The sequence below is a fragment of the Streptomyces sp. MAI_2237 genome, from assembly GCF_054189285.1.
Window position 1 is genome coordinate 954,579 of record NZ_JAJPGQ010000009.1, and the last position, 20,871, is coordinate 975,449.

Below are 20,871 nucleotides of genomic sequence, written 5' to 3' on the forward strand. Positions count from 1 at the left end.
GTCTCCTTCCGGATGCAGACGGGGCCGGGGCGTTGAATGGTGATATCGGAACCGGGTACAGCACCGGGACCGCGCAACAGCCCCGGACACGAGGAGCAGAGATCATGTCGATGTCACAGCCCGACGCGTCCGCGTCGTCCGAGGACCGCGTCACCCCGGACGCCCTGCTCCACACCCGCACCGGCACCGAGGTCTCGCCGGAGGACCTCGTCCTCGCGGCAGGCAAGGACATCACGCCCCGCAGCCTGGAATGGGCCAGGCGCAAGCTGGAGAGCGAGGGCGACGCCGCCATGGAGAAGCTGCTGCCCTAGCCGGGACCGACTATCGGGTCAGCCCTCCTGCGGCAGGCAGTGGACCGGGACCCGATGGACCAGGTTGTTGGCGAACCCGCCCCGGTTCCAGGGCTGCCGGAGCGGCTGGGTGTGGCCTTCGGCGTCGGTGGCCCGGGCGCTGAGTTCGTGCTCGCCCTCGGCGGCCGTCCACACGAGGTGCCAGCGGCGCCACGCCCACGGCCTGCCGTCGTCCGGGTCCAGCTCGGCCTCCTGCCAGGTGCGCCCCGCGTCCGTGCTGACCTCGACGCGGGTCACCGGCGCCCGTCCCGACCAGGCGCGCCCTTCCAGCGGGACCGGGCCGGGCCGCACCACCCTGGCCCGGGACATGAAGTCGGGGAAGCCGGGCGGGACGAGCAGCGCGCGCGGCACGATCCGGGTGACCGGCTCGCCGTCCTCGCCGGACTCCTGGCGCAGCCGGTAGGCGACCGCCTGCTGGAAGCCGGTGAACGGCGCGTCGGTGACGGTGACTTCGCGCAGCCACTTCACGTGCGCCATGCCGTACCAGCCGGGCACGATCAGCCGCAGCGGGCGGCCGTGCTGCGGCGGCAGCGGGGCTCCGTTCATCGCGTGGGCGACCAGCACCTCGGGCTCGGAGCCCGTGGCCACGTCGAGCGGCAGGGACCGCTGGTAGTCCTGTTCGACCCCGCGCTCCACGCCGTGGTCGGCGCCGGTGAAGACCACGTCCACGGCGCCCGCGTCCACTCCCGCCTCGGCGAGCAGCAGCCGCAGCGGTACGCCGGTCCACTCGGCGGTGCCGACCGCCTCGACCAGCCAGGGCTGGCTGACCGGGCGGGGCGTCAGCAGAGCGCGGCCGTTGCCCGCGCACTCCAGCGTCACCCGGGTGGTGACCTGAGGAAAGGCCTTCAGGTCGGCCAGGTCCAGCCGCAGCGGCCGGCGGACGCGGCCCGCGACGGTCAACTGCCAGGCCGTGTCGTCGGGCACGTAGGGGATGTCGTAGTGGGTCAGCACGTAGTGCAGACCGGGCGGGGTGACGTCGTAGCGGAGCGCCTCCAGCGGCAGACCGTGGTTGCGGGTGGCCAGCGCCAGTTCGTCCCGGCCGATGCCCTCGTCGGGGGCGGCCAGCCGGGCGGGGCTGCTTGTGTCGGCGAGTCGATGGCCCATGGGCGCATTCTCGCGCTCGCCGGGCGGATCGGCACCTCCTCGGATGCCGGCGGGCAACTGCCGGACGGTCGAGCGGGGTTCGGATCGATCAATGGACATCCGTTGACCGTTCGCCCTTTCTAAGAGGGCCTTCGGACTGACAGACTTCCGAGGGTGCCCGACTTCGACATACTCGTCATCGGATCCGGCCCGGGCGGCCAGAAGGCCGCCATCGCCGCGGCCAAGCTCGGCCGCCGGGTCGCCGTCGTCGACCGCCCCGACATGGTCGGCGGGGTCTCCATCCACACCGGCACCATCCCCTCGAAGACCCTGCGCGAGGCGGTGCTGTACCTGACCGGTCTGACCCAGCGGGATCTGTACGGGCAGAGCTACCGGGTCAAGGAGGACATCACCGTCGCCGACCTGACCGCCCGCACCCAGCACGTCGTGGGCCGCGAGGTCGACGTCATCCGCAGCCAGCTCTCCCGCAACCAGGTCGACCTCTTCGCGGGCACGGGACGGTTCGTCGACCCGCACACCGTCGCGCTGCGGGAGGTGACCGGCAACGAACGCCTGCTCAGTGCGGAGAACATCATCATCGCCACCGGCACCCGGCCGGCGCGGCCGGACAGCGTCGAGTTCGACGGCCGTACGATCATGGACTCCGACAACGTCCTGGAGCTCGAACGCGTCCCGCGTTCCATGGTCATCGTGGGCGCCGGGGTGATCGGCATGGAGTACGCCTCCATGTTCGCCGCGCTCGGCAGCAAGGTGACGGTGGTGGAGAAGCGGGCCGGGATGCTCGACATGTGCGACGTCGAGATCATCGAAGCGCTCAAGTACCACCTGCGGGACCTCGCCGTGACCTTCCGGTTCGGCGAGACCGTCGCCGCGGTGGAACGGCACGCGCGCGGCACGCTCACCGTCCTGGAGAGCGGCAAGAAGATCCCCGCCGACGCCGTGATGTACTCGGCCGGCCGGCAGGGCCTGACCGACGAACTCGACCTCGACAAGGCCGGGTTGACCGCCGACCGGCGCGGCCGGATCACGGTCGACGAGCACTACCGCACCGAGGTGCCGCACATCTACGCCGTCGGTGACGTCATCGGCTTCCCCGCACTCGCGGCCACGTCGATGGAGCAGGGCCGTTCGGCCGCCTACCACGCCTGCGGGGAGCCGGTCGGGCAGATGGCCGGCCTGCAGCCCATCGGCATCTACACGATTCCCGAGATCAGCTTCGTGGGCCGGACCGAGGACCAGCTCACCGAGGACAGCGTGCCGTTCGAGGTGGGCATCTCCCGCTACCGCGAACTGGCCCGCGGCCAGATCATCGGCGACTCGCACGGCATGCTGAAGCTGCTCGTCTCCCCCGAGGACCGCAGACTGCTCGGCGTGCACTGCTTCGGCACCGGCGCCACCGAGCTGATCCACATCGGGCAGACCGTGATGGGCTGCGGCGGCACCGTGGACTATCTGATCGACGCGGTGTTCAACTACCCGACGCTGGCGGAGTCCTACAAGGTCGCCGCTCTGGACGCCACCAACCGGCTGCGGCAGATCGATCACATCGGCGACTGAGCGCCAAATCGGCGGCCGTCGGCTCCGGGTCAGCCGCCCGGCAGCTCCGTGTCGTCCTCGACGACGTGGACGGCGGCCTCCTCGGCGCCGGCGGCCCCACCGTCGATGCCCACGTCGGAGGCGATGGTCTCCTTGGTGGTGTCGGGGTGGGCGCCCTCGTCGGGGGCTACCAGCCGGCCCGCGCGGTCCGTGCCTGCCTCGGGGTCGAGCGGTTCGCCCTCGCCGCCGGGGAGGTCGCCGATCTCGTCGCCGGGCGGCGCCGTCACGTCGGGGACCTCCTCGGCGAGCCGCTGGTCGAGGCTCTCGCCGTCGTGCTGCTCGGCCGCGGTCGTGCCGTGCTTGTCGACGCCCAGCGGCTTCTCCGGCGGGGAGTAGCCCTCGTCGAGGACGGTGTCGTAGTCGCGTTCGTCGAGGGCGTCCTGCAGGTCGAGCGGCGCCGCGTCCTCCTGCTCCTCGTTGGTTCCGGTGGGCTGGTAGGCGTCGTCGGCCATCGGGTCGGTCCCCATGAGTACCTCCTGGCGCACTGCGGCGGATCGCTTCGTACGGTGTCCTGATCCGCGTTTCCCGTTGTGCGCCGTCCAACCTCCCCGGTCCCGTGCGGCTCATGAGATTACCCATTGGTCAATCTTGAAAGCTCAAAGTGTGGGGCTATCATCACTCGCACACACGCTGTGACTACCCGGCGACGCACTGGCCGGGCGCGATCCACCACGCCTTTCGCCTGCCCCTGCCCCGAGGTCAACCCCCGCCGGGCAGAGGCTGGTTCACCACCCCCCACCTCCCTTACGTCGTCGGGGCCGGGCCGGCCTCGCGTCGCGCAATACGGAAAGCAGCGCAACCATGAGCATCAACAGGGGCAGAGGGCTGCAGGCCAATGCCCTCGGTACGTTCGACACGGTGGTGATGGCCGTCGCGGGCAGCGCCCCGGCGTACTCCATCGCCGCCACCACGGCGGTCCTCGTCGGCGCGGTCGGGCTCGCCAGCCCGGCCGCGCTGTTGTACTGCGCGATACCCATGCTGGGCATCGCCCTCGCCTTCAGCTACCTCAGCCGTATCGACGTCAACGCGGGCGCCAGCTACTCCTGGGTGGGCCGCACGCTCCATCCGTTCCTGGGCTTCATCAGCGGCTGGGCGCTGGTGATCTCGGCGACCATCTTCATGGTCGCGGGATCGCTGCCGGCCGGTTCGATGACCCTCGCCCTGTTCGACTCCGGGCTGGCCGACAACACGGCGCTGTCCACGGTCGTCGGAGCCGCCTGGTTCGTGATCATGCTGCTGGTGGTGCTGGGCGGCGCCCGGCTCACCGTGCGCGCGCAGCTCGTCATGTCCGGCGTGGAGCTGGTCATTCTGGCGCTGTTCGCGGTCCTCGCCTTCTTCCACACCGGCAACGCCCGCGCCTTCGACTGGTCCTGGCTGGGCTTCTCCCACTTCGACGGGGTGGCGGGCTTCGCCTCGGGCGCGCTCGTCGCCGCCTTCTACTACTGGGGCTGGGACGTCACCAGCAACCTGAGCGAGGAGACCCGCAACAGCCGTCGTACAACGGGACTCGCGGGCCTGATCGGGGTCGGCATCGTCTTCCTGCTGTTCGAGGTGTTCACCATCGCGGTGAACGTCATCCTGTCGTCGAAGCAGATCGAGGACAACGACGCGAACGTGCTGGGCGTGCTCGGCGAGGAGGTCTGGCCGGGCTGGGGCGGCAAGCTGCTGATCGTGGCGGTGATGCTGTCGACCATCGCCACGCTGGAGACCACCCTCATCCAGGTCACGCGCTCGCTGTTCGCCATGGGTCGCGACCGCACGATGCCCTCCGCCCTGGGCAAGGTCCACCGCACCTGGAACACCCCGTGGGTGGCGATCGCCGTGGTCGGCGGGGTGGCGCTGGCGATGTTCATCGCGTCCAACGCCCTCGGCTCCGTGGGGCAGATCCTCGGCGACGCGATCTCGGCGATCGGTCTGCAGATCGCCGTGTACTACGGCCTCGCGGGCCTGGCCGTGGTGGTCGCGTACCGCAAGATGCTGCTGAAGTCGGTGGGCAACTTCGTGCTCGGCGGTCTGTGGCCGCTGTTCGGCGCCCTGTTCATGTTCTGGATCTTCGTCGAGTCGCTGGGCGAGCTCGACCCCGCGGCGATCGCGATCGGCATCGGCGGCCTGGCCGTCGGTCTCGTGCCGATGCTCTGGTACTGGAAACAGGGCAGCGACTACTACCGGCCGGCCCGGCTGGACGCCAGCCGCACGGTGGAGTCGGAGTACGTGCCCGAGGACCTGGCGGTGGCGAGCAACCATGCCTACGAGGGTCTCCCGACCGACTTCTGAGGGAGACTCCCCCGATGGCGCGCGACCGTTTCGCCCCCGACTTCGACCCCGACTGCGGCGACGCCGCCCTCAGCAACGCCTCGCACGACATCGTCATCGGCCGCTGGCAGGGCCTCAGGGACCTGCTGCGGACCACCGGCCCCGAGTGGCTCGCCCGCGGCCACCGGGTCCGCACGCTCGCCCAGGCCTGCGCGAGCAGTTCGACCGCGGAGACCTGGGTGGCCGCCGAGCCGTACAGCGCGGACGCGCTGGTGCTGCGGGCGGCGACGGAGACGGCCCGGGCGTTCAACGTGGCCATCGCCGCGGGCCGGGGCGCGCCGATCGACCAGCACCGCATCGACACCGCGGTGACGGCGTGCCTGCAGGCGGCGGAGGCCTATCTGGACGATCCGACGCCGTGGATCTCGCTGATCTCCGTGGCACGGCTGTACCCGCAAGGGGTGCGCCGGCAGGAACTGGCCCGCTGGTGGGACGAGTTGCACCAGCGTGACCCGTACAGCGTGGAGGGCCACCTGCAGGTCCTGCACTACTACTCGGCCCGCTGGCACGGCAGCCACGGTCTGATGTACGACTTCGCCCGCGACGCCGCCGGAGTGGCGCCGCCGGGCTGCGCGCTGCCGGTGCTCGTGCAGTACGCGCGCGTGGAGGAGTACCGCTTCGCCCTGGACGCCGGTCACAGCGGCCGCAGTGCGGTGGGTCTGGGGCAGCACTGGAACAACGACGGTGCGGTCGGTGACGTGCGGCGCACCTGGCAGCGCTGGATCATGGGGCGGGTCGAGAGCGAGATCGCCCCGGGCGAGCTGCGCGACTTCAACTACCTTGCGCACGCGGCCTGTCTGGCCGGCGACAGGGAGGTCGCGGGGCCGTTGATGCGGATGCTGGGCCGGCGGGCGACGCGCACGCCCTGGTCGTACACCGGGGACGCGGAGCAGCAGTTCGTCAAGTGGCGCAAGGAGCTGCGGCTGCGCGGCTGAGGTGCGGCGGGTCTACTCGGCGGGCTGCTCGGCCGGCCGGGCCAGGCCCGCCGTCCACTTCTCCTCGATGCGGCCGAACTTCCACACCAGCAGGGCGACGATCCAGGTGGCGAAGAAGAGGCCGACGATCACGAACCCCACGACGTTGAGGTCGACTCCGGCGACCCGGTCCCAGAAGGGGCCGTGCAGGCCGAGTTTCTGGGCGAGCAGGCCGAGGAGTTCGACGGTGCCGATGAGCAGGGCGACGGCGACCGACAGGCCGGTGATGGTGAGGTTGTAGTAGACCTTGCGGACCGGCTTGGAGAAGGCCCAGCCGTAGGCGAAGTTCATGAACGAGCCGTCGATGGTGTCGAGCAGCGACATGCCGGCGGCGAACAGCACGGGCAGGCACAGGATGGCGTACCAGGGCAGGCCCGAGGCCGCGCCCGAGCCGGCCAGCACGAGCAGCGCGATCTCGGTGGCGGTGTCGAAGCCGAGGCCGAAGAGCAGTCCGAGCGGGTACATCTGCCACGACTTGGTGATCGACTTCATGACGCGGCCCAGCAGCCGGTTCATGAAGCCCCGTTTGTCGAGCTGTTCTTCGAGGGCGGCCTCGTCGAAGTGGCCGGAGCGCATCTGGCGGAAGACCTTCCAGATGCCGGCCAGGATGACGAGGTTGATGGCCGCGATGATGTAGAGGAAGGTCCCGGAGACGGTCGTGCCGATCACTGCGGTGACGTCGTGCAGATGCGAACCGCCGTCGCGGACCGGTCCGGCGACCGCCTTGATCCCGAAGGACAGCAGCAGCGCCAGGACGAAGACGACGCTGGAGTGGCCGAGGGAGAACCAGAAGCCCACCGACAAGGGCCGCTTGCCCTCGCCCATGAGCTTGCGGGTGGTGTTGTCGATGGCGGCGATGTGGTCGGCGTCGAAGGCGTGCCGCATCCCCAGGGTGTAGGCGGTGACGCCGATGCCGATGCCGAAGGACTTCTCACCGATGCTGTAGTGCTCGGGCGCGACGATCCCGACGAGCGTGAACCAGCCGATGACGTGCAGGGCGATCACGAAGGCGGCCATGCCGCCGACCCTGGTCCACTCCTCGCGGGTCATGGAGGTGCGGACGCGGTGCCAGGTCATACGGGTGGTTCTCTCTTCCGGGTGCAGGGCGGTCGCGGCGGGCAACCTGATGCCATCCTTCCGTACTTGCACATTCATTGCAGTAAAGCCCGCGGCAGATCTTCACCATGGGCGGGGAAAGGGTCCGGGCGACTATGGCAGCGGCGGGGAGACACCCGGCGCCGTCTCACAGCGTGCGGCGTCGGACCAGCACGCCCAGGACCAGCAGGCCCGGCAGCAGGGGCAGCCACCCGATCGGGAGGCGGTAGCCGAGGACGACGGAGGCGGCCGCGGGGGCCGGGGCGCCTGCGGCGGTGAGGGCGAGGGCGAGGGCGAGGGCCGCGTCGAGGGAGCCGAGGCCGCCGGGGGTGGGCCGCAGGGCGGCAGCGCCGCTCGCGGCGAGGTAGGGCAGCGCCACCCGGTCCGCGGCCGGCGGCAGGGCGACGGCCCGGGTGACGGCGACGAGGACGAGCGCGTGCAGCGCGACGAAGGCCGACGAGCCACAGCGCCGCCGCCCGGGCCGGCCGGGTGTGCAGGGCCCGCAGGTCCGCCGGCACGGCCGCGAGCGCCGGACGGCACCGGCGCCACAGCACCGCACCCGCCACGCACAGGACCACCGCGACGGCGACCGCACCCGCCGCGGGCACCGGCGGCATCCGCAGGACGCCGGGGCAGCCGGCGGCGACGGCGACGAGCAGGACGCCGGGGCAACCGGCGGCGACGGCGACGAGCAGGACGCCGCGGACCACGGCGCCGGCCGCGGCCTTCACGGCGAGGGCCGCGGCGGAGCGGGCGGGCGTCAGTCCGCAGCGCATGAGGAAGCGCAGGCCGACCGTGGCGGCGCCGATGCCCGCGGGCAGCGACTGGCCGGCGGCGGTCGCGGCGAACTGCGCGGCCACCAGCGGGCCCGCGGGCAGGCGCCGCCGCACCGCGCCCTGCTGGGCCAGTGCCGCGCAGACCCAGGTCGCGCCGGCGGCCAGGGCGCCCGCCAGCAGCCAGCGCTGATCGGCCACGGCCAGCCGGACGGCGCCCGTGCGCAGCACCGGCCAGTACCGGTGGACGGCATAGCCGACGGCCACCACCACGGCGGCGGTGAGAGCGGTGCCAGTAGGCGTGCCGGCGGCCGGCCGCGAGGGTGACCTGCTCGGACGTCATGCGGGGCCGCCCTTCCGCACCACGGGGGATTCTTCGCGGACGGGCACAGACCGACCCAAAGTGCCCGACCGTCCCTGTCCGGTACGGCCGGGCGCCTGACGCCCTCCCCCGACGTTGTCAGCGGCGGTGCGGGCTGCGGTGCGGCGGCTGCTCGGGCGCCGGGCGGGCCGGCGGCTGCGGAACCGTGCGCAGGACGGGGGTGTCCGTACGGACCGTCACCGGGGTCCCGTGGTGGCGGATGGTCAGGGGCGGACCGGACAGCAGGGTGTACGTGGCCTTCTCGGGTCCGATCTCCACGCGCAGCCGGCGGCCGAGGAGCTGGAGGTTGAAGGCGAGCCGGCTCAGCCGTTCCGGCAGCCAGGGGGCGAAACTCAGTCCGTCGCCATGGTGGCGCAGTCCGCCGAACCCGGCGACCAGGGCCGTCCAGGTCCCGGCCAGCGAGGCGATGTGCAGCCCGTCGCGGGTGTTGTGCTCCAGGTCCTGCAGGTCCATCAGCGCGGCCTCGCCCGTGTAGTCGTAGGCGAGCTCCAGATGACCGGCCCGGGCGGCGACGACGGCCTGCACACACGCGGACAGGGAGGAGTCGCGCACGGTCAGCGGCTCGTAGTAGGCGAAGTTGCGCGCCAGGTGCTCCGCGTCGAAGAAGCCCGCGCAGGTGTACATCGCCAGGACCAGGTCGGCCTGCTTGACGACCTGCTTGCGGTAGAGGTCGAAGTACGGGAAGTGCAGCATCAGCGGGTACTGGTCCGGGCGGGTGCCGGCGAAGTCCCAGCGCTGGTGGCGGGTGAAGCCCTCGTGCTGCTCGTGCACGCCGAGTTCGCGGTTGTACGGGATGTACATCGCCTCGGCCGCGTCCCGCCAGGCCGCGCTCTCCTCGTCGTCGACGCCGAGCTGCGCGGCACGGTCCGGGTGGCGCTCGCAGACCTCCGCCGCGGCCAGCAGGTTCGCGCGGGCCATGAGGTTGGTGTACGTGTTGTCGTCGGCGATCGCACTGTACTCGTCGGGGCCGGTGACGCCGTCGATGTGGAAGTCGCCGCGGTGGTCGTGGTGGCCGAGGGAGCGCCAGAGCCTGGCCGTCTCCACCAACAGCTCGACGCCCGCCTCCCGCTCGAACCGCTCGTCGCCGGTGGAGGCCGTGTAGCGCACGACCGCGTCGGCGACCGCCGCGTTCACATGGAAGGCCGCCGTGCCGGCCGGCCAGTACGCCGAGCACTCCGAGCCCTCGATGGTGCGCCAGGGGAACGCCGCGCCGCGCAGGCCGAGTTGGGCGCTCCGCTCCCGCGCGGCGTCCAGAGTGCTGTGCCGCCAGCGCAGCGCCTCGGCAACGGACTCGGGCGCGGTGTAGGTGAGCAGCGGCAGCACGAAGGCCTCGGTGTCCCAGAAGGCGTGGCCGTCGTAGCCGGACCCGGTCAGGCCCTTGGCGGGGATCGCGCGCTGTTCGGCGCGGGCGCCGGCCTGCAGTACGTGGAAGAGGGCGAAGCGGACGGCCTGCTGGATCTCCTCGTCGCCGCCCACCTCGACGTCGGCGCGCGCCCAGAAGTCGTCGAGGGTGGTCTGCTGCTCCTCGGCCAGACCGGCCCAGCCGCCGACGCTCGCGGCGGCCAGCGCCGCCTCGACCTGATCGCTCATCGCCGGCTTGGAGCGGGTGCCGGACCAGCCGTGGGCGACCAGCTTCTCCACGCGCAGCCGCTCGCCGGGTTCCAGGACGGAGGTGACGGTGAGCCGGGCGACGTCCTCGTTGCTCTCGCTGCTCGTGCTCGTGCCCTCGGGGCCTTCGACCACGTGGTCGGCGGCCACCGCCACCCGCAGACCGCTGCGCCGGGTGCGGTGCACGAGCCGCAGCCGCCGGCCCGCGGCGAAGTCCTCCTCCGGCTCCAGCGGCGACTGCAGCGCCTTGGCGGCCCGCGGGTCGCCCTTGGTCTCGGGCAGCGTCTCGTTGGCGACGAGCTCCGACTGGATGACGACACGCGTCCGTGCCTTGACGGGCTCCACCTCGTAGGAGACGGCGGCGATCGCGCGCTGGGTGAGGGAGACGAGCCGGGAGGAGCGCACCCGTATCGCCGTCCCCGCCGGGGAGATCCATTCGCAGACCCGCTCCAGCACCCCCCGGCGCAGGTCGAGGGTGCGCTCGTGGGAGACGAGGCGGCCGTAGCGCAGGTCGAAGGGCTCGTCGTCGACGAGCAGCCGCAGCACCTTGCCGTTGGTGACGTTGATGACCGTCTGGCCGGACTCGGGATAGCCGTAGCCGGCCTCCGCGTAGGGCAGCGGGTGCAGTTCGTGGACGCCGCCGAGGTAGGAGCCGGGCAGTCCGTGCGGTTCGCCCTCGTCGAGGTTGCCGCGCCAGCCCACATGGCCGTTGGACAGGGCGAAGACCGACTCGCTCTGGGCCAGGACGTCGAGGTTCAGGGCCGTCTCGCGCACGCACCACGGTTCCACGGTGTACGAACGGTCGCTGATCACTCCTGCCCTCCCAGCTCCGCGAGGTCCTTCACGACGACGTCCGCGCCGTGCTTGTACAGCGCCTCGGTCTGGCCGACGCGGTCGACGCCGACGACGTATCCGAAGTGACCGGAGCGACCGGCGTCCATGCCGGCCAGCGCGTCCTCGAAGACGGCGGCCCGCTTCGGGTCGACGCCCAGGTCGCGGGCGGCGGCGAGGAAGGTGTCGGGCCGCGGCTTGCCCGGCAGCTTGCGCTCGGCCGCGACGACGCCGTCGATGCGTACGTCGAAGAGGTGCTCGGCGTCGATGGAGCGCAGCACGTCGAGGGTGTTGGCGCTGGAGGAGACGATCGCGGTGCGCAGGCCCCGCTTGCGTACCGCGTCGATGTAGCGCAGCGTGCCGTCGTAGGCCTCCACGCCCTCGGTGCGGATCCGCTGCAGGAGCAGGACGTTCTTGCGGTTGCCGACGCCGTTGACCGTCTGGGCGTCGGGTGGGTCGTCGGGGCTGCCCTCGGGCAGTTCGATGCCGCGGGAGGCGAGGAAGGTGCGCACGCCGTCGGCGCGCGGGCGGCCGTCGACGTACTCGTCGTAGTCGGCGGAGGAGTCGAACGGCCGGAAGTCCTCGCCGTCGCGTTCGCGCAGGAACTCGTCGAACGTCTCCTTCCAGGCGGCCGCGTGCACCACCGCGGTCCTGGTCACCACACCGTCGAGGTCGAAGAGGCAGGCCTGGATGTCTTCGGGGAGTCCGAGCAGCGTCATACAGGACACCGTTCCCCATAACGACGACTCCAGTGGGTGGCCCGCACCACACCGGCGGCAAAATCTTGTCGGCCGGCCCGCTGATCCCCGCCCCGGCGCGAATGGCACACTCGGGTTGTGCCGCTGACCTTCGACGACCTCCTCCTCCGCGCCCGCGCCCTGAGCAGGGGCGACCGGCGCGCGATCCTCGGCATCACGGGCAGTCCCGGTGCCGGCAAGACGACGCTCGCCGAGACCCTGGTGCGGGAGCTGAACGGGGCGGGCGAGCCGTGGGTGGCGCACGTCCCGATGGACGGCTTCCATCTCGCCGACGTCGAGCTGGACCGGCTGGGCCTGCGCGACCGCAAGGGCGCGCCCGCCACCTTCGACGCGGCCGGGTACGCCGCCCTGCTGCGGCGGCTGCGCGAGACGGACCCGGAGGCGGCCGGCGACATGGTGTACGCGCCGGGCTTCGAGCGGGTGCTGGAGCAGCCGGTCGCGGGGGCCATACCGGTGCCGCCGACGGCCCGGCTGGTGGTGACGGAGGGGAACTACCTGCTGCTGGACGGCGGCGCGTGGCCGCGGGTGCGGCGGCAGCTGGACGAGGTGTGGTTCTGCGAACTCGACGAGCGGGAGCGGCTGCGGCGGCTGATCACCCGGCACGAGGAGTTCGGCAAGGGGCACGAGGACGCGGTCGCCTGGGTGATGCGCAGCGACCAGCCCAACGCCGAGCTGGTCGCCGCGACCCGGGACCGGGCGGATGTGGTGGTGCCGGCGAGCGTGCTGGAGCGCCGCTCGCCGCTGGGCGTCACCGACTGACCGCGCGCAGCGCCAGCAGGGGCTCCCCCCTGTCGTCGTCCGGTCCGATGACGGCCGTGAACTGCCCCGTGGTGAGGGTGAGTTCCTCGCCGTTCCGCTCCACCGACACCGTGAGAGGAGCCTCGGAGCCGTAGCGGACGGCGAAGACGTGCAGGTCGTCCGGGGTGCCTGCGACCGGGCCGGCCTCCAGGGCCGTGGAACTGACCAGGTGCCGCCAACCCTCGTCCGGGTTGCCGTAGCCGCGTGGGTCGGCCGCGAGCGCGAACGCGGCCTGTTCCTGGAGGAGTTCGGCGCGGGCGTCGAAGTGCTCGGTACCGGTGGCCCGCGGGTGGGTCAGACGCAGGGTGCCCGCCGAGGCGACCGTGCCGGCGGCGGTGCGCCGCACCCGGTCGCCGTCGTCCTCGGCGTACGGCAGCCCGGCCAGCAGGTACGGCGTCCCGCCGAGGCGTTCGACGGCCACCGTGGTCCACAGCGTCTCGCCGTCGGTGACGTACAGGGACCGCACGTGCCGCAGGACGTGGTCGCGGCCGACGACCGGCTTGGTGACCAGCTTGGCCGTCAGGCCATCCGCCCTGAGGTCGCGGACGCGGACCTCGCCCATGGGGCGGCACATCAGGAAGCCGTCGGTGACGGGGCCGAAGCCGTGCTGACGGCCGACGGCGGCGGCCAGATAGTAGGTGCCGGCCGCCTCCACGACGGCCGGGGTCATGTGGTCGTCGAAGGCCACCGAGACGGTACCGGCGCGCAGTTGGTGCCGGGCCGGCGTCGGGCTCGGCTCGCGGTGCCAGCGCGTGGTGTCCTGGATCTGCCAGACCAGCATCCAGGCGAAGTGACCGTCGACGCCGCCGTCGGGCTTGCACGCGTACCGGGCCCAGCGGCTGTCCCCGCGGTAGCGGCCCAGGTCGGAGCCGACGCGGGCACCGAAGTACCGCAGGCCCAGGACGGATTCGAAGGCGGAGTGCTGCTCGCTGTAGCGGGGGCCGCCGTTGTCGAAGCCGCCGCCGGTGAGCCGGGCGTCGATGTAGCGGGCGAGCGCGTCGCCGTCCTCGGCGAACATCTCCTCGCCGCTGACCCGGTGGGCCTGGGCGAGGAAGGACAGGGAGATCGGGCCGTAGTTGTTGTCGTAGGCGCCGCCGTGCTCCGGGGGCAGCAGGGCGCCCCGGTCGCGGACGCGGTGGGCGCGGATCTCGCCGGTGTACAGCTCCAGCGCCCGGGCGCGCACCGACTCGCGCTCGGCGTCCGGCAGATGGCGAGCCAGCATCAGGCCGCCGACCACGCATCCGATGGCCTGGTTGCCGGCCTCCTGCGGGTTGAAGAAGGTCGCCTCGGTCAGCCACCGCCAGTAGCCCTGGGCCAACTCCAGCAGCGCGGCCCGCTGTTCGTCGTCGACCAGGCCCTCGGCGCTGTCGAGGACGTTGACGGCCTGGAGCAGCGCCCACACCGTGCTGGGCCAGTCGCCGATGGGGTGGGCGCCCGCCTCGAGGACGTAACGGGCGTACGGCAGACCGGTATGGCGGGCACGCAGGTTCGGGTAGCCGGGGTTGTCCTCGACGTAGACCCGCTCGCGCAGATGGAAGGCGAGGCTGCGGCGCACCGCTTCCGGCATCCGCGGGTCCTTGCCGCGCTGCCAGGCGAACGCGAGCAGGGAGGTGATGCCCAGCGAGGTGTCGCCGATGTCGTCGACGCAGTCGGGGTGTTCGAGGTTGCCCTCGGGCGTGATGCGCCGCAGGGCCTGCTCGACGACGTCGGCGAGGACGGCGTCGTACGCCTCCGGGCTGTCGGGCAGGTCGTGCAGCGGTCCGCGCTGGTGCGTGAGGTGCACGGGGATCAGTCCTTCATGCCTGAGGTGATCGCGCGCAGGGCGACGGTCAGTGTGTGCGGGCCACGTCCACCGATGTAGACGCGGTTCCCGGTCGTCGCGTCGGTACCGCCCACCACGGTGTGGTCCTGCCCGGGGTCATAGCGCAGTACGCCGCTCCGGTCCGGCCCGGCGAGCGGTTCACCCGTCTCGACGGCGGCCTCGACCCGGATCTCGTCGTCGCCGACGCGGTAGGTCAACGGCTCGGTCGTCAGGCACCAGCTTCCGTCACCGAGCGGTACGGCGCCCTGCGGCTCGCCGCCCGGCCGGAAGGTCAGTTCGAGGGCCCAGGGCACCGGCGGGCCGCTGATGTCGATCCACAGGTCGGCCCCGTCCTCCCGCAGGTCCACCTGCACGCGGGTCGTGTGGGAGACCTCGTCCCGGGGCCGGTCCGGGAAGGCCATCGCGGCCGAGAAGCGTCCCTCGTCCGCCATCCGGTAGGCGCCGTCGTCCCGCCGGCGGTCGGACGGCAGCGGCTGGTAGTAGGCGGCCGAGAGGGTTTGGGTGAGCAGGTAGCGGCCGTCGGCGAGCCGTTGCATGTCGGCGGCGCGGAACGGGCCCAGGTCGAAGAACCCCCTTGAGAGGCGGACCGCGTCGAGGACGGCGGCACCGGCGAACAGGCGCAGAAAGGTGGGGTTGCAGGCGAGGCCCGAGCGGATGCGCCGGTGCTCGGGCACGTCGGAGCCGCCGTACACCACCGTGTGGGCGGTGGCCGAAGCGCATGTGGCGAGGCGTGCGGTGGGGAGGTACCGGTCGCGCGGGAGCTGCTCCGCGTCCGGGGCCGGCAGGGCGCGGCACAGATCCGGGGTGAGGAGGGTCTGGGCGAGCAGGTCGGGGTCGTGGATGCCGTCGGCGGCCGCCAGGCGGGCAGCGCGGGCGAAGTCGCCCCGGCCGGTGCGGATCGCGAGCAGCCGGTAGTGCGGCAGGTAGGGCCACAGCGCGAACGACTGCCTCTGGTCCTGGCGGCGCGAGTGGACGGTCTCCACCGTGCCGTCCGGCCTGATCAGGTCCAGGGTCGCGGTGAGGTTGCGTTCGACGGCGTCCACCAGGTCGGTACGCCCGAGCACCTCGGCCAGCAACAGCAGCGCCGGGTTGGTCACGATGGACGCGTAGACGGCGCTGCGTTCCGAGTACAGGCCGTCGGCGTCGATGTCGACGCCCTCGGCGAGCCACCCCTCGGCGCGGACGAGCAGCCGGTCGTCGGGGAACGATCGGTGCAGCCGGGCCAGCGCCGCGGACAGCTCCCAGCGGTGGTTGGGGGTGTGCACGCCACCGGCCAGGAGGCTTTCGGTGGCGGCGCCGGCGATCTCGGCGAGCGCCGCCGTGACGTCGGCCAGTTCGGGCCCCGCGCCCGCGGCGAGGACGTGCGCGTCGCACACGTCGTTGACGGTGAACGCGGAGTCCGGCGGCGACTGCACGTTGTCGCCGCCCGCGAAGAGGCCGGACGCCGTCTGCGCGGACCGCAGGGCACGGAGGTGGGTCAGCGCGGCGGCGACGGCCCGCTCGCTGCCGTGCAGGACCGACTCCGGCGAGCGGTACGCCGCGACCAGGGTTTTCACCCTCCGGGCCAGGGCGCGGTGCGGCTCGATGAATTCCGCCGACGGATCGGCCGACCCGTCGGCGGCGAGCGCTGCCGCGCGGACGAACTCGTGGTCGATCGGAGCGGGCAAGGTCAGTCCTTCAGTCCGGCGTTGATGTCGGCGCCCATCACGTAGCGCTGGAAGACCAGGAAGACGGCGATCAGCGGGATCATGGAGATGACCGACGCGCCCAGCAGGACCGACCAGTTGATGTTCTGCGCGCCGACGATGCTCTGGATGCCGATCTGCACGGTGAACTTGTTGGGGTCGTTGAGCATCAGCAGCGGCCAGATGTAGTCGTTCCATCGCCACTGGAAGGACAGGATGGCGAGGGTCAGCATGATGGGCCGGGAGATGGGCACCATGATCCGCAGGAAGATGGACAGTTCGCGGGCGCCGTCGATGCGCGCGGCCTCGACGAGTTCGTCGGGGACCGTGAGGAAGAACTGGCGGAACATGAAGCATCCGGTCGCGGTGAGCACGGCCGGCAGGATGATGCCCGCGAAGGAGTTGTAGAGGCCGAGGTTGCGGACCACCAGGAACTCGGGGGCGAGCATGACCTCGCCGGGCAGCATCGTGGTGGCCAGGATGCAGAGGAAGAAGGCCTTGAGCCACTTGTTGTCGTACTTGGCCAGCGCGTAGCCGGTGCAGCAGCTGACGCCCACCGTGAGGATCGTCGTGATCACGCAGACGATGGCGGTGTTGATGAAGTACTGGGAGAAGTTGGCGCTGTCCCAGGCCGCCCTGAAGCCGGACAGGGTGGGGTTGTGCGGTACCAGCGTCAGCGGATAGGAGAACAGGTCGCTGGCCGGCTTGAAGGAGCTGAGGACGAACCACAGCACCGGCAGCCCGTAGAGGCAGGCGAGGATCCACAGCAGGGTCGTCGCGGACACCGCCCGCCGCAGCCCGCCGCTGCCGGCTCCGCGGGGTCGCTTCTTGGCGACGGCCCGTCCGGGAGCGGCGTCGACGGGGCGCGGAATGTCTGTGGTTGTCATCGGTTCTCCACCCGCCGGTTGACGATCAGCTGGACGATCGCGACGGCCATCAGGATGAGCATGAGCACGAAGGACGCGGCGCTCGCGTAGCCGATCTGACCCCGTTTGAAGCCGGTCTCGTAGATGTACTGGACGAGCAGGTTGTTGGACGTGCCGGGTCCGCCGTTGTTGAGGGCGACGAACACCGGGTATTCCTTCATCGCGTTGATCGTGTTGAGCAGGATCACGATGAACGAGGTGGGCGCGATGCTCGGCAGGGTGATGCTGACGAACTGCCGCCAGGGGCCGGCTCCGTCGAGGGAGGCCGCCTCGTAGTACGAGGTGGGCACGTTCTTGATCGCCGCTATGAACAGCAGCATCGAGAAGCCCGTCCAGGCCCAGGACGCGGCCATCACGACCACGATCAGGGACAGGTCCGCGTTCGACTGCCACGGGACGGCGCTTCCGCCGAGCTTCTCGATGACGTAGTTGACCAGTCCGAAGTTCTCGCCGAACAGCCACCGCCACAGCACGCCGACGACGATGGGCGACAGCAGCCACGGGATGAAGAAGATGACGCGGGCGACGGACGTGCCCTTGGCGTGCTTGCTCACCACCAGGTTGGCGGCGGCGAGGGAGAGCGCGAAGTTCAGCGGGACGAAGAGCACCGCGTACAGCAGCGTCCGCGTCAGCGCGTCGTAGAAGGTGGAGTCCCCGAAGAGGCTGTGGTAGTTGTCCAGTCCGACGAACTGGAACGCCCCCACGCCGGTGTAGTTCGTGAAGGAGTAGACGAGCCCGATCACCGCCGGCCAGACGAAGAACAGCGCGAAGAGCACGACATTGGCCGCGATGAGGACGAGCGGCGCGAGAACGTACTTGCTGCGTCTCCTGGGCGGGCTCGCGGACACGGCCGAGGCGCGTTTGGTCATCTTCCTGACTCCGTGCTGGGGGATTGGATTGCCGTGGGCTCGGGCCGTGGGCCCGGCATCACCTGGGCGCAAGGCCGGGCGGCGGGGTGTCGGCCCGCCGCCCGGCCCCGCGGCCTACGACGCGCCGCCGACCTGCTGGTTGTAGCCGGCCACGATGTTCTCCAGGGCCTTGTCGGGCGACTGCTGGCCGTTGATCGCCTTGCCGAGTTCCGTCTTGGTCGGGTCCTCGGTGAGGCTCTTGCCCTTCAGCACCCAGTTCGTCTGCGCGCTGTTGAAGTAGCCCGAGATCGGGGCGTAGAGCGGGATCTCCTCGTTGTAGAGCTTGAACGCCGCCTGCGCCGCCTCGGACTTGAAGGGGTACTTCGGGCTCAGACCGCTCTCGACCGGCAGGAAGCCGGACGCCGCGCACAGCTCGGCGTAGTGGGCCGGCTCGTACAGCCAGGACATGAACTTCTTCGCCGCGGTGGCCGCGGCGCCGTTGTTGTTGAACCCGACCATCATGCCGCCGCTGTTGACGTCACTGGCCTGCACCGGCTCGGCGGGCGTCGGGACGCTCGCCCAGTCGAACTTCTTGATGGACTCCGAGAACGCGGCGACCTGCCACACGCCGGACCAGTAGGCGACGACGTCACCGCTCTGGAACATGGCCGACGGGTCGGCGCCGCTGGTCCACACCGACTTCGGCATGGTCTTGTCGTCGTTCCAGCCGACGAAGGTCTTCACGGCCTTCTTGGTCGCGGCGTCCACCGAGAACTTGCCGGAGGAGTCGGCGTGGACGTACTTGCCGCCCAGCTCGTACACCATGGCGCGCAGCCGCGAGGGGGACTGGTCGAAGGTCAGGGAGTACTTGGCGCCGGTCTTCTCGCGGACCTTGTTGGCGGCCTTGATGAACTCGGTCCAGGTCCAGGTCTTCTGCGGCGAGGTCGGGAAGGAGACCCCGGCCTTCTCGAACAGCGACTTGTTGATGAACAGGCCGGAGGCGGTGACGTCCGAGGGGATGGACAGCACCTTCCCGGACGAGTCCTTCGCCAGGAAGTTGGCGTTGATCTTGTTCGCCTTGTTGTTGGCGATCGAGCTGAGGTCGACCAGCTTGTTCGACCAGATCGGGTCCAGCGCCGGCACGGCCGCCACGTCGGGCAGGGAGTTCGCCTGCGCGGCGTTGTGCAGCTTGGTGGTGTAGCCGTCGTAGGGGATGTTGACGAGCTTGACCTTGACGCCGGCTTCGCTCTTGTACTGCGCGACCAGCTTCTTCCAGCCCGCGTCCTGTCCCGGAACCGTGGAGATCCAGAACGTCAGGGACTTGGAGGTACCGCCCGAGCTCGACCCCGAGCCTCCGCAGGCGGAGAGCAGGAGGGCACCTGCCGTGGCCACGGCAGCGAGGGGAACCACACGGCGTATACCGCCGCGGCCGAGTCGGCGGGAGCGCCGCACACCCACATTGGTCATCTTCGATCCCTTTTTCGTCGTAGGAGACGGAGCACGGCGCCGATCGAGGCGGCACGGGTGCATTTTGCAGGAAATTTCGCTTTCCGGGGGTGCGGCCTCGCCCGGCCGCTTCGCCTCGACGGGTGGGATCCCCGGCCCCGAGGGCCGTCGTCGCACAAGCACGCCCTCGTGCGGCTGCCGTACGTCGCGTACGGCCGGGACGCCAACCCAAGCCGGCGTCCCGGCCGACTTAGAAAGCGCTTGTCCGGACATTGGCAGACCGAGTCGGAGGCCGTCAATCCTTCGCATGCGCGGCCTCGGTCACGGTTTGGACTCCTCGGGCGACCGCGAGCCGTGCGGCACCCACGACGGTGCCCAGATCGCCGAGCGTGCTGCTGACCACCTCGGTGGGCCAGCTCAGCCGCTCCAGCTCGGCCCGCACACCCGGCAGGAGCTGCGGATACGCCCCGGTGCTGCCGCCGAGCACGATGAGGCCGGGGTCCAGTACGGCGGTCACGGCGGCGGCGAGCCGGCCTATGTCGGCGGCGTGCCGGCCCACCACGGCGCGGGCCGCGGTCCGGCCCTCCCCGGCGAGGGAGAACAGGTCCTCGGTGGTGCGCGGGCACGGTCCGTCCTCCTCGCGCCAGGCCTCGGCGGCCCGGCGCAGCAGCGAGCGGGCGCCGACGTGCTCCTCCAGGGCCTCGTGCCGCGGCTCGCGGCCGTCGTCCCAGGGGTAGGGCAGCCGGGCGACCTCGCCCGCCGCGCCGTTGGCCCCGCGCAGCACCTGGCCCCCGATGACGACACCGAGGCCGATGCCGACGCCGATCCGCAGGTAGCCGAAGGTCTCGCGACCGTGCGCGGCGCCCTCGTGCAGCTCGGCGAGCGCCGCGCAGTTGACGTTGTTCTCGAGGTGGACGGGCACCCCGGGCGGCAGCGCGACGGCCACCGCGTCGAAGACGGGCCCGGCCTTGGCGGTCGCCGGACGCGCCCCCGCGCCCTCGTCGTCGCGCGCGGTGACGTCACCGACGGCGACCACGATGGCCCGCAGCGGGGCGCCCGCCGGCAGCGCGTCCAGGGCCTCCCGGACGGCCTCGGCGGCCTGTTCCCGGGACTCGGTGGCCTCGGCGAGCAGGGTGCCGTCCAGGGCGCAGCCGCGCACCCGGGTCAGGGCGGGGCCGAGGTCGACGGCGAGGACGGCGCCGGCGGCCGGGCCCAGCCGATAGACGGCGGCGCTGCGGCCGGTGCCGCTGGAGGCGGTGCCGGAATGGGCGGCGAGCCCGGCGCTCTCCAGTTCGGCGACGGCCGAGGACACCGTCGGCTTGGACAGGCCCGCCAGGCTCGCAAGCTGCGGCCGCGTCGCGCTGCCCGCCCGGGCCAGGACGGCGAAGACCGCGCCGGCGCTCTCGGTCAGGCGCGGGGCTCGCACCACGTCGTGTTCCACAGTTCTCCCGCAGGTCACGGGCCGCTCCCCGTCGGACGGACTGCGGGGAGGCGGCGATGGGATGCCCGGCGTCACGCGAGGCCGCCCCCCGTCCCACGGGGTGCTCGGCCGGTCGGGTGCG

At 71.6% G+C, this 20,871-nt stretch carries 18 protein-coding genes; 6 read left to right on the forward strand and 12 right to left on the reverse strand.

Annotation, left to right across the window (positions count from 1 at the left end; all coding sequences use genetic code 11):
• Positions 1-104: 104 nt before the first annotated feature.
• A complete protein-coding gene (locus tag LN251_RS39730) occupies positions 105-311 on the forward strand; it encodes a hypothetical protein (protein WP_458249004.1) in 207 nt (68 codons plus the stop codon).
• A gap of 18 nt (positions 312-329) precedes the next feature.
• On the opposite strand, the gene LN251_RS39735 is transcribed toward LN251_RS39730, so the two are convergent.
• Positions 330-1,454: a sulfite oxidase gene (locus tag LN251_RS39735; RefSeq protein WP_458249005.1), complete on the reverse strand. Its 1,125-nt coding sequence runs from the start codon at positions 1,452-1,454 to the stop codon at positions 330-332.
• A 153-nt stretch (positions 1,455-1,607) separates the two neighbouring features.
• Between LN251_RS39735 and sthA the strand changes: the two genes are divergently transcribed.
• On the forward strand, positions 1,608-3,011 hold the full coding sequence (sthA, locus tag LN251_RS39740; RefSeq protein WP_458249006.1) for a Si-specific NAD(P)(+) transhydrogenase: 1,404 nt from the start codon (positions 1,608-1,610) through the stop codon (positions 3,009-3,011).
• A gap of 29 nt (positions 3,012-3,040) precedes the next feature.
• Here sthA and LN251_RS39745 read toward each other — a convergent pair whose 3' ends face one another.
• Positions 3,041-3,517 (reverse strand): DUF5709 domain-containing protein, encoded by a 477-nt coding sequence (locus LN251_RS39745; RefSeq protein ID WP_458249007.1) that lies wholly within the window; start codon positions 3,515-3,517, stop codon positions 3,041-3,043.
• A 334-nt stretch (positions 3,518-3,851) separates the two neighbouring features.
• Between LN251_RS39745 and LN251_RS39750 the strand changes: the two genes are divergently transcribed.
• Entirely contained in the window at positions 3,852-5,324 is a 1,473-nt protein-coding gene (locus LN251_RS39750; RefSeq protein WP_458249008.1) for an APC family permease, read from the forward strand.
• A gap of 14 nt (positions 5,325-5,338) precedes the next feature.
• Complete coding sequence (locus LN251_RS39755) at positions 5,339-6,298, forward strand: hypothetical protein (RefSeq protein ID WP_458249009.1); 960 nt, start codon at positions 5,339-5,341, stop codon at positions 6,296-6,298.
• Between the two features lie 12 nt (positions 6,299-6,310).
• Here LN251_RS39755 and nicT read toward each other — a convergent pair whose 3' ends face one another.
• Positions 6,311-7,414 (reverse strand): Nickel transporter NicT, encoded by a 1,104-nt coding sequence (nicT, locus tag LN251_RS39760; protein WP_458249010.1) that lies wholly within the window; start codon positions 7,412-7,414, stop codon positions 6,311-6,313.
• A gap of 166 nt (positions 7,415-7,580) precedes the next feature.
• Positions 7,581-7,874 (reverse strand): hypothetical protein, encoded by a 294-nt coding sequence (locus LN251_RS39765; RefSeq protein WP_458249528.1) that lies wholly within the window; start codon positions 7,872-7,874, stop codon positions 7,581-7,583.
• Between LN251_RS39765 and LN251_RS39770 the strand changes: the two genes are divergently transcribed.
• Positions 7,846-8,532, forward strand: coding sequence for a hypothetical protein (locus LN251_RS39770; protein WP_458249554.1), 687 nt, complete (start codon positions 7,846-7,848; stop codon positions 8,530-8,532). The two genes, LN251_RS39765 and LN251_RS39770, sit on opposite strands and share 29 nt — an antisense overlap.
• A gap of 133 nt (positions 8,533-8,665) precedes the next feature.
• Here LN251_RS39770 and LN251_RS39775 read toward each other — a convergent pair whose 3' ends face one another.
• Complete coding sequence (locus LN251_RS39775) at positions 8,666-11,008, reverse strand: glycoside hydrolase family 65 protein (RefSeq protein ID WP_458249011.1); 2,343 nt, start codon at positions 11,006-11,008, stop codon at positions 8,666-8,668.
• Entirely contained in the window at positions 11,005-11,745 is a 741-nt protein-coding gene (locus LN251_RS39780; RefSeq protein WP_403962133.1) for an HAD family hydrolase, read from the reverse strand. Before LN251_RS39780 ends, LN251_RS39775 begins: the two co-directional genes overlap by 4 nt.
• A 117-nt stretch (positions 11,746-11,862) precedes the next feature.
• Here LN251_RS39780 and LN251_RS39785 point away from each other — a divergent pair, with 117 nt between their 5' ends.
• A complete protein-coding gene (locus LN251_RS39785; RefSeq protein ID WP_458249012.1) occupies positions 11,863-12,543 on the forward strand; it encodes a nucleoside/nucleotide kinase family protein in 681 nt (226 codons plus the stop codon).
• Here LN251_RS39785 and LN251_RS39790 read toward each other — a convergent pair.
• From LN251_RS39790 to LN251_RS39815, 6 genes are all read right to left on the reverse strand, one after another.
• A complete protein-coding gene (locus LN251_RS39790) occupies positions 12,533-14,365 on the reverse strand; it encodes a hypothetical protein (RefSeq protein WP_458249013.1) in 1,833 nt (610 codons plus the stop codon). The two genes, LN251_RS39785 and LN251_RS39790, sit on opposite strands and share 11 nt — an antisense overlap.
• Positions 14,366-14,370: 5 nt before the next feature.
• On the reverse strand, positions 14,371-16,071 hold the full coding sequence (locus LN251_RS39795; protein ID WP_458249014.1) for a hypothetical protein: 1,701 nt from the start codon (positions 16,069-16,071) through the stop codon (positions 14,371-14,373).
• 2 nt (positions 16,072-16,073) lie between these two features.
• The gene (locus tag LN251_RS39800; RefSeq protein ID WP_458249015.1) at positions 16,074-16,976 is read right to left on the reverse strand and encodes a carbohydrate ABC transporter permease; all 903 of its coding nucleotides are present in this window, start codon (positions 16,974-16,976) and stop codon (positions 16,074-16,076) included.
• The gene (locus tag LN251_RS39805) at positions 16,973-17,884 is read right to left on the reverse strand and encodes a carbohydrate ABC transporter permease (RefSeq protein ID WP_458249016.1); all 912 of its coding nucleotides are present in this window, start codon (positions 17,882-17,884) and stop codon (positions 16,973-16,975) included. Before LN251_RS39805 ends, LN251_RS39800 begins: the two co-directional genes overlap by 4 nt.
• A 114-nt stretch (positions 17,885-17,998) precedes the next feature.
• On the reverse strand, positions 17,999-19,330 hold the full coding sequence (locus LN251_RS39810) for an ABC transporter substrate-binding protein (RefSeq protein ID WP_458249017.1): 1,332 nt from the start codon (positions 19,328-19,330) through the stop codon (positions 17,999-18,001).
• 274 nt (positions 19,331-19,604) lie between these two features.
• Positions 19,605-20,738: an ROK family transcriptional regulator gene (locus LN251_RS39815; RefSeq protein ID WP_458249018.1), complete on the reverse strand. Its 1,134-nt coding sequence runs from the start codon at positions 20,736-20,738 to the stop codon at positions 19,605-19,607.
• Between the last annotated feature and the right edge of the window lie 133 nt (positions 20,739-20,871).